This window comes from Mesorhizobium sp. M0410 (assembly GCF_040321435.1).
In the GTDB taxonomy this organism is placed as follows: domain Bacteria; phylum Pseudomonadota; class Alphaproteobacteria; order Rhizobiales; family Rhizobiaceae; genus Mesorhizobium.
Genome location: NZ_JAMYRN010000019.1, coordinates 1 through 14,358, shown reverse-complemented (window position 1 = coordinate 14,358; position 14,358 = coordinate 1). Strand labels below are relative to the sequence as shown.

11 protein-coding genes are annotated in these 14,358 nt (G+C 64.1%); 3 read left to right on the top strand and 8 right to left on the bottom strand.

The features are described from left to right. Positions 1 to 26 precede the first annotated feature (26 nt). Positions 27 to 2,225, bottom strand: coding sequence for a catalase/peroxidase HPI (katG, locus tag NKI63_RS23700; RefSeq protein ID WP_352506879.1), 2,199 nt, complete (start codon positions 2,223 to 2,225; stop codon positions 27 to 29). A 148-nt stretch (positions 2,226 to 2,373) separates the two neighbouring features. On the opposite strand from katG, the gene NKI63_RS23695 reads away from it, so the two are divergent. Next, the gene (locus NKI63_RS23695; RefSeq protein ID WP_352506880.1) at positions 2,374 to 3,282 is read left to right on the top strand and encodes a hydrogen peroxide-inducible genes activator; all 909 of its coding nucleotides are present in this window, start codon (positions 2,374 to 2,376) and stop codon (positions 3,280 to 3,282) included. A gap of 65 nt (positions 3,283 to 3,347) precedes the next feature. Here NKI63_RS23695 and NKI63_RS23690 read toward each other — a convergent pair whose 3' ends face one another. Next, entirely contained in the window at positions 3,348 to 3,950 is a 603-nt protein-coding gene (locus NKI63_RS23690; RefSeq protein WP_352823572.1) for a cupin domain-containing protein, read from the bottom strand. A 508-nt stretch (positions 3,951 to 4,458) separates the two neighbouring features. Between NKI63_RS23690 and NKI63_RS23685 the strand changes: the two genes are divergently transcribed. Together NKI63_RS23685 and NKI63_RS23675 are read left to right on the top strand one after the other, a co-directional pair. Further along, positions 4,459 to 5,706 carry a coiled-coil domain-containing protein gene (locus NKI63_RS23685; RefSeq protein ID WP_352688497.1) on the top strand — a complete coding sequence of 416 codons (1,248 nt, stop codon included), beginning with the start codon at positions 4,459 to 4,461 and terminating at the stop codon, positions 5,704 to 5,706. A 744-nt stretch (positions 5,707 to 6,450) separates the two neighbouring features. Further along, complete coding sequence (locus NKI63_RS23675; RefSeq protein ID WP_352506916.1) at positions 6,451 to 6,618, top strand: hypothetical protein; 168 nt, start codon at positions 6,451 to 6,453, stop codon at positions 6,616 to 6,618. Between the two features lie 26 nt (positions 6,619 to 6,644). Here NKI63_RS23675 and NKI63_RS23670 read toward each other — a convergent pair whose 3' ends face one another. From NKI63_RS23670 to hisS, 6 genes are all read right to left on the bottom strand, one after another. After that, positions 6,645 to 7,748, bottom strand: coding sequence for a calcium:cation antiporter (locus NKI63_RS23670; protein WP_352688495.1), 1,104 nt, complete (start codon positions 7,746 to 7,748; stop codon positions 6,645 to 6,647). A gap of 403 nt (positions 7,749 to 8,151) precedes the next feature. Next, positions 8,152 to 8,355: a cysteine rich repeat-containing protein gene (locus NKI63_RS23665; protein ID WP_352688493.1), complete on the bottom strand. Its 204-nt coding sequence runs from the start codon at positions 8,353 to 8,355 to the stop codon at positions 8,152 to 8,154. 80 nt (positions 8,356 to 8,435) lie between these two features. Beyond that, the gene (locus NKI63_RS23660; RefSeq protein ID WP_352751559.1) at positions 8,436 to 10,202 is read right to left on the bottom strand and encodes an AMP-binding protein; all 1,767 of its coding nucleotides are present in this window, start codon (positions 10,200 to 10,202) and stop codon (positions 8,436 to 8,438) included. 397 nt (positions 10,203 to 10,599) lie between these two features. Continuing rightward, positions 10,600 to 11,301, bottom strand: coding sequence for an ATP phosphoribosyltransferase (gene hisG / locus NKI63_RS23655; protein ID WP_352823566.1), 702 nt, complete (start codon positions 11,299 to 11,301; stop codon positions 10,600 to 10,602). Then, positions 11,298 to 12,416 (bottom strand): ATP phosphoribosyltransferase regulatory subunit, encoded by a 1,119-nt coding sequence (locus tag NKI63_RS23650; protein ID WP_352751556.1) that lies wholly within the window; start codon positions 12,414 to 12,416, stop codon positions 11,298 to 11,300. The genes hisG and NKI63_RS23650 overlap by 4 nt, the downstream gene beginning before the upstream one ends. A 178-nt stretch (positions 12,417 to 12,594) precedes the next feature. Continuing rightward, a complete protein-coding gene (gene hisS, locus NKI63_RS23645) occupies positions 12,595 to 14,157 on the bottom strand; it encodes a histidine--tRNA ligase (RefSeq protein WP_352751554.1) in 1,563 nt (520 codons plus the stop codon). Between the last annotated feature and the right edge of the window lie 201 nt (positions 14,158 to 14,358).

Here is a 14,358-nt window from a genome sequence, read left to right as displayed (position 1 = left end):
TGCGTCGAGAAATTCGTATGCCCGGATCAGGCCGCCAGGTCAAAACGGTCGGCGTTCATCACCTTGGTCCACGCGGCGACGAAATCCCTGACGAACTTCTGCCCGGCGTCCGCCGACCCGTAGACCTCGGCCAGCGCCCGCAGCTGCGCATGCGAGCCGAAGATCAGGTCCGCGCGGGTGCCGGTCCACTTGACCGCCCTGGTCTTGCGGTCGCGCGCTTCGTAGACTTCATCGGAGCCGGCCGCCGGATCCCAGACAGTGTTCATGGAGAGCAGGTTGACGAAGAAATCGTTGGTCAACGTGCCCGGCCTGTCGGTGAACACCCCGTGCTTCGACTGACCGGTGTTGGCGCCGAGCACCCGCAACCCGCCAACGAGCACCGTCATCTCCGGCGCCGTCAAGGTCAGCAGCTGCGCCCGGTCGACCAGCATCGCTTCGACCGACATCGGCGGCTTGCCCCTGACATAATTGCGGAAGCCATCGATTTTCGGCTCGAGCGCGGCGAAGGACTGGACATCCGTCTGTTCCTGCGAGGCGTCCATGCGGCCTGGCGTGAACGGCACCCCCACGTCATGGCCGCCGTCTTTCGCCGCCTTCTCGACCGCGGCCACGCCGCCGAGAACGATGAGGTCGGCAAGCGAGATCTTCTTGCCGCCGAACTGCGCTGCGTTGAACTCGCTCTGGATGCCTTCGAGCTTTTCGAGCACCTTGGCCAGTTGCGCCGGCTGGTTGACCTCCCAATCCTTCTGCGGCGCCAGGCGGATGCGTGCGCCATTGGCGCCGCCACGCTTGTCGGAGCCGCGGAAAGTCGAGGCCGAGGCCCAGGCGGTCGAGACCAGTTCTGAGACGGACAGGCCGGAGGCCAGGATCTTCGCCTTCAGCGAGGCGATATCCTGCTCGCTGACCAGTTCGTGGTCGACTGCCGGTATCGGATCCTGCCAGATCAGCTCTTCCTTCGGCACGAGCGGGCCAAGATAGCGGACGGCCGGACCCATGTCGCGATGGGTCAGCTTGAACCAGGCGCGGGCGAAGGCATCGGCGAACTGATCAGGATTCTGATGGAAGCGCCGCGAGATCTTCTCATAGCCCGGGTCGACGCGCAAAGCGAGATCGGTGGTCAGCATCGCCGGGGCGCGACGCTTCGACGGATCGTGCGCGTCCGGCACAGTGCCTGCACCGGCGCCGCCCTTCGGGGTCCACTGATGGGCGCCGGCCGGGCTCTTGGTCAGCTGCCATTCGTAGTTGAACAGATTGTCGAAGAAGTTGTTGCTCCATTTGGTCGGCGTCGTGGTCCAGGTCACCTCGAGGCCCGAGGTGATGGCGTCGCCGGCAATGCCGGTAGCGTGCTTGCTCGACCAGCCGAGGCCCTGCGCCTCGATGCCGGCGCCTTCCGGCTCCGGGCCGACCAGCGATGCATCACCGGCGCCGTGGGTCTTGCCGAAGGTGTGACCGCCGGCGATGAGCGCCACGGTTTCCTCATCGTTCATGGCCATGCGAGCGAAGGTTTCGCGGATGTCGCGCGCCGCGGCCAATGGATCGGGCGTGCCGTTCGGCCCTTCCGGGTTGACGTAGATCAGCCCCATCTGCACGGCGCCGAGATGGCCGTGAAGTTCGCGGTCGCCGGAATAGCGCTCGTCGGCGAGCCACTTGGTTTCCGATCCCCAGTCCACGTCCTGCTCGGGCTCCCAGACATCGGCGCGGCCGCCGGCGAAGCCGAAGGTCTTGAAGCCCATCGATTCCAGCGCGACGTTGCCGGTGAGGATCAACAGGTCGGCCCAGGAGATCTTCCTGCCGTATTTCTGCTTGACCGGCCACAGCAGCCGGCGCGCCTTGTCGAGATTGGCGTTGTCCGGCCAGCTGTTGAGCGGCGCGAAACGCTGCTGACCGGCGCCGGCGCCGCCACGGCCGTCGCCGATGCGATAGGTGCCGGCGCTGTGCCAGGCCATGCGGATGAAGAGCGGGCCGTAATGGCCGAAATCGGCCGGCCACCAATCCTGCGAATCGGTCATCACCTGGTGCAGATCCCCGATCACCGCATCGAGATCGAGGCTCTTGAATTCCTTGGCGTAGTCGAAGTCCTCGTCCATCGGATCCGAGAGGCTGGACTGCTGGTGGAGGACGCCAAGGTCGAGCTGGTTTGGCCACCAGTCACGGTTGCTCCTCCTGGCCGATCCATGTGGGACCGGGCATTTGCCGGCGCTGTTGTCGTCGGTTTTCGCGTCCATCTTTGCCTCCGATTTGTTGATTTTCCGGGATTTTGTTGATTTTCCGGGCAGGGCCAGCGAGCCGCGCCATCCTGGAATGGTTCCAGACTAGCCTGCCCGGCCGATAAACACAAATTGCCTTTGCTGTTTATTCTGATAGGTTTTTCTTATGATCGGTTTGACCGTCCGGCAGATGCATTATTTCGAGGCGCTGGCGCAGACGCTGCATTTCGGCCGCGCCGCCAAGCTCGCTGGCGTCAGCCAGCCGGCGCTGTCTTCGCAGATCGCCGAGATGGAGCTGCGGCTCAATTGTCGTCTGTTCGAGCGCGGCGGCAAGGCGGTGCGGATGACGGACGAGGCGCAGGGCTTGCTGCCGCGCATCGAGCGCATCCTTGCCGACGTCCGCGACATCGAGGCGACGGCCCGGCGCGGCCGCCCGGCGCTGGAAGGCCGCTTCCGGCTCGGCATCATCCCGACGGTGGCGCCCTATCTGCTGCCGCATGTGCTGCCGGAGCTGAAACGGCATTTCCCGGCCTTACAGCTGGAACTGCGCGAGGCGGTTACCGCGTCGCTGGTCGACGACACCAGCTCGGGAAAGCTCGACGCCTTCGTCGCGGCACTGCCCATCGATTACCCGGGCCTGGTCACCGAAGAACTTTTCTCGGACCGGTTCTTCCTTGCCGTGCCGGCCGGCGACCCCGCCTTCGCCTCACCGCCGGTGCCGCCGGAAAGCCCCGCGCTGGAAAGGCTGATGCTGCTGGAGGAAGGCCATTGCCTGCGCGAACAGGCGCTCGCCGTCTGCGGCAGCGTGCGGCCGGTGGCGATGGCAAGCTACGGCGCGACCAGCCTGACGACGCTCTTACAGATGGTGGCGCACGGGCTCGGCGTCACGCTCATCCCGGAAATGGCGGCAGGGCCGGCGAGCGCCATGCGCGACCTGAAGATCGTTCCGTTCCAGGAGCCGATGCCGCAGCGCACGATCTGCCTCGCTTGGCGGCGCAACAAGGTGCGCCACGACGAATGCGTCGAACTGGCCAAGATCATCCGCGGGCTGGATGCGGCGGTGCTGGCGGCGTAGAGCGGCGGATGTTGGATCCGGTTAGCCCGAAGCGGACCCGCAGGCCCCCTTCGAAAGGGACGACTTCAACCTTTTTCCCAGGCTGCGAGCAACGGGCCTTTGCTTCCGTAGACAGGGTCCTTGCGCGACCGGCCGACCCTGGGGATCGTGACGACCGCCCTGTCATGATCGGCAGCGGTCGTACACAGGTCATAGGTGCCGGATGGAGGATAGGCGCCGACGACCAGAAAATCGTCGGATGCGGAAAGACGCTGGTGCCCGGTGCCGGCCGGAAGCACCGCGACGTCGCCGGCCTTCAGCGACAGCGTTCGCCCCTTGCTGCCGCCAAAGCGGACCTTGGCCGTGCCGCGCGCAACGCCCAGCACCTCGTGGATGCGCGAATGGTAGTGGACGTAACCGTAGATGCCGTTGCGCCAGCTATCGCCCCAGCCATTTGCTTCGAAAAGCGCCTCCATGACGGCCGCCGGATCGAAGTCTTCGGGCAGCTTCACAGCGCCGCGATAGACGACAAGCGGCCAGAACGGATGGTTGGGCACCAGGCCATCATCGCTGAACCGAAACGCGTTTGGTTTGCGCGGCCTCAGGAGGTCGGCAACCTCTCGCCTGTCCGGTCTGGCGATACCAGTGACCTGCTCGACGGCTTTCTTCGTGGTTTGCAGAATGCTCATGGTGGGCCCTTGGGGTTGGTGGAAGCTTCATGCCGATTAACCGGTTGGATGGCGGTCGGTTCCGCTGGCGGCAGAGATCTGCGAACGGTGCGGCAGTCATGGACGGTGCTTGGCGTCGCGACAAGATCCAGCACGACGAGGTGTGGAACTGGCAACAAATATTCGTCGGTCGGAGGCGGCGGCATTGGAGGGCGAGATGCGCCGTACCGTGAAACGGAAAGTCTGGTGTGACCCGAAGTCGACCTTCGCAGCCTGAATGGCTGCTTTGCGCCGCATCACAGCCGTTGGGTAGAGAAGATGGTCATCCCAAAAAGCCGAAAGTTCCGTTTGTTCGAATGATGACAACTAAGGAAATTAGGAAACAGCCTTTGCGCGCAATTCCGTGCTTTGGCGTTGCCGAGGGTGCTTCACTAGCATTGATCTTTTTGGTGCGGCATCCACGGCGCCGCGGCGTGCAGTAAGTGGAGAATACAATAGCGGTGAGGGCTGCGATCGGTGAGGTTCAGTGATGAATCATGTGCAGAGTACCAGGTCAAAATGTCTCCGCTCTGACTTCACCTTTATTAAACGACGGCCCTTGATTTTACCTCACCAGATAAGCGGCAGGGGGCGTAACGGCGCGCCGTCCCTCATTCCGTTATGCCTCGTTCTACTGTTGGCATCTCCGGCAAATGGTCAGTTGGCGCCCGAAGCGCCAGCGGTTGCCATAGCTAACGACAGCTCGTCGGTCGTGGTTTCCGAACATACCAAGGTCGACAAAGAACCGTGCAAGCCACAACCGAGCGCGCTCGGATCCTGTCTATCTAGAGAGCTGGTGCTCAGCGAAACACAGGCACTCAAGGAGGGTGCGCAAACGCGCCTGGGCGAGCATGAAGTGGCTTTACGCCGCGAATTGGCCGCAGCACGAGCGGAGCTACTCGTCATGCAGCGCAGCATACGTGAGCTAAGCGCCCAAGCACACGTGCTGGCAGACACGGTGGCTCAGCAAGCACAAGCCCTAAAAGAGCAGCAGCGAACAGACGAAGCGCTCGCGCTCGATCTGGAGACGGCGCAGCGCGTTATCGAAAGCTACAGGGCTGAAGCCAGTCTCTGGAACAGCGAGAAGGCTGCCGCGCTTGGCGCGCACCCCTCTATGGAAGCCTCCCAGCTTGCTGCGAAGCGAGCGCTTGATGACGAGCGGCACAAGGTTGAGTTCCTGGAACAAGAACTTGCCACGGCTCGCCAAACTATCGATGCTCTTAAGACAGGCGCAAATCTGGCAGCCGTCGAGCAGGCCACCGCCATAAGGGACCGACAGGTGGCCGAGGCCGCTCTAAAGCAGGTTCGAGAAAGACTCGAACGGGGACGCGAACGAGCAGATTCAGCTGTACGTGACCTCGATATTGTTCGCCAGGAGCGCGATGCTTTAAAGCAGAATTCGGTAGCATTGAGTGCGGCGCTCGACCAAGAGCGTGAAAGGGCTATCGGCCTGGCCCGCAGCCTCAGTGCGGCGCGTGAGGCAATTGATACTGTCAAGGGTAAGCGTCGGACTGCGGCTGTGGAGCGCGCGCCGAAAACACGTACCCCCGCGAGTGCACTTGCAAGTAGGTTATCGCGTTCGGGCGCCAAACCAGCCCGTAAACCGGGCTTGCCGGAAAAACAGAGAGTGAAGGTCCAAAAGTCGCCGCAAACTGCTCTGCTGGCAACCATACCTCTTCCCGCAGCATTGCTTCCAACACGGCCATCAAAAAGCTCGAGCCGCGCGAGTGAAGACTAGTGAGCGAAAGCCGCAGGGGAGACGACTATGAACAAGTATGTCGCAGCTGCGTTGGTGATCGGGACTACAATTGGGCCTGCCTCGGCACTTGAAGCAGGCGTGGGCGGTAGCGCCGGCGGTGTCGGAGTCGGTGCTGGAGTGAGCGCCGGTTCGCAAGGCGTATCTGTCGGGGCGGGCACGAGCGTCGACGGCGTAGGCGGAGCAAATGTTGGAACTTCGGTCGGTGCAGATGACGGGTCAGTCGACGCAGGCGTTGGTGCCGGCGGCAACGTTGGTGACACAAGCACAAGTGCCAGTGTGGGCGACGATCCGTCCGCCGAAAACGAGGCGGCTACCGCACCCGACAGTTCGACTGCAGCGACGGCCCCTGCCTCTGCCAAGACGGCCAGGCAATCCATCGTCCTGCCACCCGTCCTCAGGCCTTCCAAAGCCGGTGAGGGTGACTCCACCAAGGGGTATCCGTTTGGATCTCTGGGGCCACTGACACCGAAACCCGGTACGCCGATTGCGGTCGTGCGAACCTGCCGCGCGGCGATCATGGCCGCTGCAACGCCGCTGGGCGCCGTCCGTGTCCACGCGGTAAGCGCAGGCGCCTTGCATCAACGTCGGGGTGCAATCACGGCGCCGATCGAGGTGCGAATAGACTACGCAAGAGAAGACGGCATCGAAGTCCGGCAGGCGCAAGTCAGTTGTCGCCTCGATGCGTCGGGCAGGGTCACTGCAATAATATAGCACCAAGCCTGATTGACGGGGCTGCACGTCGACAGAGGGACGATCCGCTTCGCCATCTACAAGGCGGCGTTCTTCGGCGGTGGCGCCGGAGGTGAGGGCACGCTGACCTTCATGATCGCCGCTATCCCATCTCGGCTCGGCGGCATTTCGGGCGACCTCGCCTTCGAGCTTCTAAACTAGTCTAGCCCATCTGCGCCTCCCACCCCTCACGGCACAAATATCAAAAACACCCAGGTAAAAAACACCACAAGGTGCACCAGCCCGGTCAGGAACGTCGTTCTCTCCGTGCTAAAGCTCACATTGCAGATGAAAAGCGCCAGGACCAAAAGCACCGTGTCGGTCGCCGGCAGCCCCAGGGTCAGCCCTCTTCCGGTGAGCAGGCTGGCGGCGGCTATGCCCGGTATTGTCAGGCCGATCGTCGCGCAGGCCGAACCCATGGCGACGTTCAGGCCGCGCTGCAGTTCGTTGCTGAGTGCGGCACGGACCGCCGAAATCGCCTCCGGCATCAACACCAGCCCGGCGATCATCGCGCCGACAATGGCGTCGGCCTGCGGCACCTCATAGGCAATGAGCGCATCTTCGACGCTTGCCGCGACTTGCTCGGCCAGCATGACAATGCCGATCAGCCCGATCAGCAGGAGAATAGCGCCGGCGGCGAGGCTTTCGTGAGCGTCGGTTCGCACTGTGGCGCCGTGTGCTTGTGCGTCGATGAAATCGTCGCGGTGGCGGACAGTCTGCGCGAACAGAAAACCGGCATACAGCAGCACTGACAGCACGCTGACGAAGCCAAGCTGCGCCGCCGAGAACGTGCCGGGATCGGTGGTTCGCGTGTAGGTCGGCAGAATGAGCGTCATGACGCTCAGCGCGACCAGAACCGCCAGATAGGCGCTTGTGCCTTGGCGCACGATTGCCTGCTTGCGATGGCGCCAGCCGCCAAACGTCAGGCACATGCCGACAACACCGGTGGAGGTGATCATCACCGTCGAGAACACGGATTCGCGTGCAAGCGTCGGGTTGTTCGCGCCGTGCAGCATGATGGAAACGATGATCGACACTTCGATTGCCGTCACGGCGATGGTCAGCACCAACGTGCCGTACGGCTCGCCTACCCGCCGGGCCACCGCCTCGGCGTGGTCGAGCACCACGAAAATGGTGATGAACATGATCGCGCTCGACAGCGCGCCGATAAATATCCTGGTGCCCAGCGACCCTTCGTCCACCGACACCCCGCTGACCCTGACCGCGACAGCCATCGCCAGCGCGGCCAACGGCATGCCGTAGGAAATCGCCGATCTTGCGAAACCACTCATTGTCACCGTTTTGCCTTCCCGCGAATCCCGTGGAAGGGCGATTTGCAACCACTGTTGCGCACCGCGACCATCCAGAGGAATCGCATATGACAGGTCATGACGAGCTCAATCGCAGCGTACCCCACCCTTCAAGGGGAAGGGCAATCGCATTTGGAGTCTTGCGAAAATGGACCCCCACCCTAACCCTCCCCACAAGGGGGAGGGAATGCTGCCGCGCGCCCTTGCTTTCCTTTTGGCGACGAAACGCAGGCAATTTGCAAAGGTCGGCGCCACCGAAAGTCCCCCTCCCCCTTGTGGGGAGGGTCAGGGGTGGGGGTCCTCTTCGCAAGAATCCTCCTGCCCCCGCACACCTCGCCTGTCCCCTGGTCCGAAACATCATGTCATCCGCAGGCAAGCTCACACGCTAGCCGGGCGTGTTGGCCTTGACGACCTTCGTGCATTCGGGCGTCAGCTCGCTCATGTGACCGGCCAGGCATTTGACGACGCGGCCACCGCCCGGCAGCACGCCTTTGCACAATCTCTGGTAATCTGCCTGGCAGGCCTCACGCTCGGCCGCCGTCTGCGCCAGCGCCGCGGTGGCTGCCAGCTGCGTTGCCAAGAAAAGCACCCCTAACCCAATCCGCATGGAACACCCCCCTCAATATGTTGTCCAAACAACGCCTCCGTCACGCGTAGACGCAAGCCTTCTCAAGCCGTCTTCTGCGTCACCAATCCCAGTTCGTCGATCATCGCCTGGCGCATCAGGAATTTCTGCGGCTTGCCGGTCACCGTCATCGGCAATTCGGTGCGGAAGCGGATGTAGCGCGGGATCTTGAAATGGGCGATCTGGCCGGCGCAGAAGGCCTTGATCTCCTGCTCGGTGGTGATCTGGCCGGGCTTCAGCACGATCCAGGCGCACAGCTCCTCGCCGTATTTCGGGTCGGGAATGCCGAACACCTGCACCTCCTTGATCTTGGGGTGGCGATAGAGGAATTCCTCGACCTCGCGCGGATAGACGTTCTCGCCGCCGCGGATGACCATGTCCTTGACCCGGCCGACGATGTTGCAATAGCCGTCTGCGTCGATGGTGGCGAGGTCGCCGGTGTGCATCCAGCCCTCCGCGTCGATGGCCTCGCGGGTCTTCTGCTCGTCGTCCCAATAGCCCTTCATCACCGAATAGCCCCGCGTGCAGAGCTCGCCCGGCGCGCCGACCGCGACGGTGGCGCCTTCGGCGTCGATGGCCTTGACCTCGACATGCGGATGGACGCGGCCGACGGTCGAGACGCGCTTTTCCAAGGGGTCGTCGACGCTGCTCTGGAACGACACCGGGCTGGTCTCGGTCATGCCGTAGGCAATGGTCACCTCAGCCATATGCATCAGCGACACCACCTTCTTCATCACCTCGATCGGGCATGGCGAGCCGGCCATGATGCCGGTACGCAGGCTGGTGAGATCGAAGGAGGCGAACTCCGGGTGGTCGAGCAGGCCGACGAACATGGTCGGCACGCCGTAAAGCGCGGTGCAGCGTTCCATTGCCACCGCCTTCAGCGTGGCGCCGGCATCGAACCCCTCGCTCGGGAAAACCATGGTCGCGCCCTTGGTGACGCAGCCCATCGTGCCCATCGACATGCCGAAGCAGTGGTAGAGCGGCACCGGGATGCACAGCAGGTCGTCGACGGTAAGCCGGATCGCCGCGGTGACGAAATTGCCGTTGTTGACGATGTTGTTGTGGGTCAGCGTCGCGCCCTTCGGCGCGCCGGTCGTGCCAGAAGTGAACTGGATATTGATGGCGTCGTCCGGTTTCAGCCCGTCGGAAATGCGGTCGAGCCGGTCATGCTCGTCGCGCCCGGCCATCGCCAGCACATCGGCGAAATTGAACATGCCCGGCGAACTCTCCTCGTCCATGCGGATGACGATCTTCAACGCCGGCAGCTTGCTGGCGTCGAGCTTGCCGGGGGTGGCCGTGGCGATCTCCGGCGCCAGCGTCTCGATCATGCCGAGATAGTCGGAACTCCTGAACTTGGCGGCGGTGACGAGCGCTCGGCAAGCCACCTTGTTCAAGGCATATTCCAGCTCGACCAGCCGGTAGGCCGGGTTGATGTTGACCAGGATCAGGCCGATGCGGGCAGTGGCGAATTGCGTCACCAGCCATTCCCAGCGGTTCGGCGACCAGATGCCGACGCGGTCGCCTTTCTCGAGGCCGAGCGCCAGGAAGCCGGCGGCCAGCGCATCGACGGTCTCCGAGAGTTCCTCCCAGGTAAAGCGCTTGTCCTGCTCGACGAAGACAGCGGCATCGAGCGTGCCGTATTTGCTGACCGTATCGGCAAACAGCGCCGGGATCGTCAGGTTGAGCAGCGGCACGCTGCGCTCGCCCGAGACATGCGCCGTGCCGTCGACCGGCGCAATGAACGAGCCGCCATCGCGCTTGCCGCGCAGGCTGGTGGCATTCTTCAACTCGTCGAGATTGATCGGCATCGCCGTGTCCTCCGCAGACCAGCCGAGCCTATCAGCCCGGCGGGGTGGTGGAAATCCCGTCGATGGTGGGGCATGCGCTGGAACTCGCCTGTCAGGGCCGAAAACAAAAAACCCGCCTCGGCGGGCGGGTCTTCAGGGCCAATTGGCACCATAGCGAGATTAGTAGCATAGCTGCCGGCACAAAGCAAGAACAAAATTGCTGTATGTCAGGAAATTGCTTCGGGTCGGCGCAGCTGCTCATCTCCCCCCTCGAGGGGAGATGGCCAGCAGGCCAGAGGGGGGCGCCGCGCGTGGAGCTCCAGCCTGTTCTGTCGGTCAGGAGAGTCGCGTCAAGACGTACCGACCCCCTCTGTCGCCTTCGGCGACATCTCCCCCTCAAGGGGGGAGATCGGCGGCGTCAGCCTGCGTTCACCGACACCATCCTGCCCGCAATATCGCGCAGCACGGCCTCGTCCGCCGCCGCCCGCGCCTTCCGCGACGCGACGAGACAGGCCTGCGAGCGCAGGATGAGACCGTCGGCCAGCACCTTGAGATGGTTGGCGCGCAGCGTCGAGCCTGACGTGGTGATGTCGACGACGATATCGGCCAATCCGGCCGCCGGCGCGCCTTCGGTGGCGCCCAGGCTTTCGACGATGCGATAGACCTGGATGCCGTGCTTTTGCGAAAAGAACTGCTGGGTCAGGCGCCAGTATTTGGTGGCGATCCTGAGCCGCCGGCCATGGCGCTGGCGGAAGTCGGCGGCGACGTCGTCGAGATCGGCCATCGTGTCGACATCGAGCCAGATGTCGGGCACGGCGACGACGACATCGGCATTGCCGAAACCGAGGCGGGCGATGATTTCGGCGCGCGCCTCGCAATCGGCAAGGTTTTCGCGCAGCAGATCCTCGCCGGTGATGCCGAGATCGACCGAGCCCTGGCCGATTTCGCCCGCGATCTCGGAGGCCGACAGGAACGCTATCTCGACGCCGTCCATGCCATCGATACGGGCGCGGTATTTGCGCTCATCGCCGGGCAGGCTGACGGCAAGCCCGGCCTTGGCCAGCACCTCCAGCGCCTGCTCCTTGAGCCGGCCCTTCGACGGCAGCGCCAGCGTGATCATGGCGCCTTCTCCCGGAGCGCCTCGATGCGGTCGAGCCAGACGGAAAAACCGACGCCGGGGATCGGCGTTTTTGCGCCGAGCAGCGTCAGCAGCCGGTCGTAGCGGCCACCACCGGCGAGCGGCCGGTCGCCGCCTTGCGCCGCGATCTCGAAGACCAGGCCCGTGTAGTAATCGAGCGGGCGGCCGAAGGCAGCGTCGTAGCGGATTTCAGACATCGGCAGGCCGAGGCTTTCGATGGCCGCGGCGCGGGCGGCAAAATTCTCCAGCGCGGCGCCCAGCGAAAGGCCGGCATCGGCGGCAAAGCTTTCGAGCGCTCCGGCGGCGCTGTCGAGCGGCACGTCGATCGCCAGAAACCCCTTCAGCGCCGCAAATGCCTCGTTCGACAGCCGCACGCTGCGCAATTCGGCCTTCTCGACCAGGCGCCGCGCGATTTCGGAGGGCGAACGCCCGGCCGTTGCCGACAGGCCGGCCTCTTCCATGCCGCCGGCGATATGCGCCGAAAGAGCGTCCAGATCGCCATCAAGGACAAGGGCGGCGACCGCGCCGGCGAGCTGGCTGTTGCGCGGCGGATTGGCGAGGTCGGCAAGGGCTGCCTCCAGCATCGCCGCCGAGCCGAAGGCGCGCGCCAGCCGCATGCGCCAGCCGCGCGGCAGGCCGAGTGCTGCCAGCACCGCCTCGAAAATGGTCTGGTCGCCGAGCGTGACCACCAGCTCGCGGCCGGGCAGCACCAGCGAGAGCAGCGCATGCGCATCGGCCAGCGAGCGGGCGTCGGCGGCGGCCGTGTCGCGGTCGCCGAGGTCCTCGATACCGGCCTGGAAGAATTCGTTGCCGCCCTCGCGGCGCTGGCGAAACACCTCGCCGAGATAGGAATAGCGGCGCGGCGTGCCGGCCTGGCTGGCAATGTGGTCGAGGCAGACCGGAATGGTGAATTCCGGCCGCAGGCAAAGCGTCTGCCCGGTCTCGCTCTCAGTGAGAAAGATGCGACGCCGCAAATCCTCGCCGGCCATGTCGAGGAACGGGTCGGCCGGCTGAAGCACGGCGACTTCGACCGCATGGGTGTTGCGCGCGGCGAAGAGCGTCGCGATGTCGGATGCGATGGCGGGGCGGGAGGTCATTGATCGGTTGGGCGCGAGGCACCCCCCTCTGTCCTGCCGGACATCTCCCCCGCAAGGGGGGAGATCGGCAGCTTGGGCCCCGGCACCTTTTCTCCAACGCCGGAGATTGGCGAAAGCAGGCGCGACATCCAATCTCCCCCCTTGCGGGGGAGATGGCCGGCAGGCCAGAGGGGGGTGTTCACGCGCCACCCTTCGCGCGGTCAGCCGCCTGCGCCGCAAGTATCTTCTTCACTTCGGCAACCAGCTCACTCTCCGCCACCGTCACCTGCGCCGGCCGTGCGGCGCGCCATTCGGCGTTATCGGCGATCTCGGCCGACATGCGGGCGCCCTCAATCAGGTCCTTGATCTGCACCTCGCCCTTGGCGCGCTCGTCGCCGCCCTGGATGACAGCGACGGGGCTGCCGCGGCGGTCGGCGTATTTCAGCTGCGCCTTCATGCCGGCGCCGCCGAGATACATTTCCGAGCGGATGCCGGCGGCGCGCAGCTCGGCCACCATCTTCTGGTAGCGGCCGAGGCTTTCCGTATCCTTGTCCATGGTGAGCACGACGACCGGCGCGATGACATCGGAAATATCGAGCTTGCCCAGGTTCTTCAGCGCCGTCATCAGCCGTGAGACGCCGATGGAAAAACCTGTCGCCGGCACCGGCTCGCCGCGAAAGCGCGAGACGAGACCGTCATAACGGCCGCCGCCGCCAACCGAACCGAAGCGCACGATCTGGCCGTCCTCATTGGGGATCTCGGCCAGCAGCTCGGCCTCGTAGACCGGGCCGGTGTAATATTCGAGGCCACGCACGACGGAGGGGTCGATGCGGATGCGATCCTCACCGTAGCCGCTTTGTGCGACCATGGTTCTTATCTGCTCCAACTCTGCAAGACCCTCAACAAACGAGGCGTTCGTGATGCCCAGATGTTCGAGTTTCCTTTCCTCGATAAGATTGCTGACACCGGGGTTGATGGATCCCAGTGTCTGGATAATTTTTTCGGGATCATGCTGCGCCATGACTGTGAAATAGCTGATGACAACGTCGATTTGCGCATTGTCCAGCCCGGCGCCTTTGGTGAAATCACCGCTCTCGTCCTTGCGCCCGGCGCCCAAAAGCAGGCGCACGCCCGCGACGCCAAGCTTGTCCAGCTTGTCGATGGCCCGCAGCACGGTCAGCCGGCGGCCCGCATTCTCGTCGCCGCCGAGGCCGATGGCCTCCAGCACGCCGTCGAGCACTTTTCGGTCGTTGACGCGGATGACGTAATCGCCGCGCTTGATGCCGAGCGCCTCCATCACGTCGGCCATCATCATCGCCATCTCGGCGTCGGCGGCGACGCCCGGCGTGCCGACCGTGTCGGCATCGAACTGCATGAACTGGCGGAAGCGGCCGGGCCCGGGCTTCTCGTTGCGAAACACCCAGCCGGAGCGATAGCTGCGATAGGGTTTCGGCAGACGCTCGTAATTCTCGGCGACGAAGCGCGCCATCGGCGCGGTCAGGTCGTAGCGCAGCGACAGCCACTGGTCGTCGTCGTCCTGGAACGAGAACACGCCCTCGTTCGGCCGGTCCTGGTCGGGCAGGAACTTTCCAAGCGCATCGGTGTATTCGATGAGCGGCTGGTCGACCGGCTCGAAACCGTAGAGCTCGAAGACCGAGCGGATCGTCGCCATCATCTTCTCGACAGCGCGCAGGTCGTCGGCGCCGCGGTCGACAAAGCCGCGCGGCAGCCGCGCTTTCATCTTTTCGGATTTGTCGGCCATGGGATGGGTACTCGGTGTTTCGTGGCGCTTCGGGGATCGGTTAAATAACCGATTTCCACGGCGCCGGTGTCCTAACCGATGCAGCCGGGAGCGGCAAGGGTTTGCGCTTCTCCTTCCCCCTTGTGGGCCTGTTGCGCAGTAACCGGGGATGTTTGGATGGGGCGGGATCGCAGGGATTTCGCTCGTCTTTGTGAGCTCCGC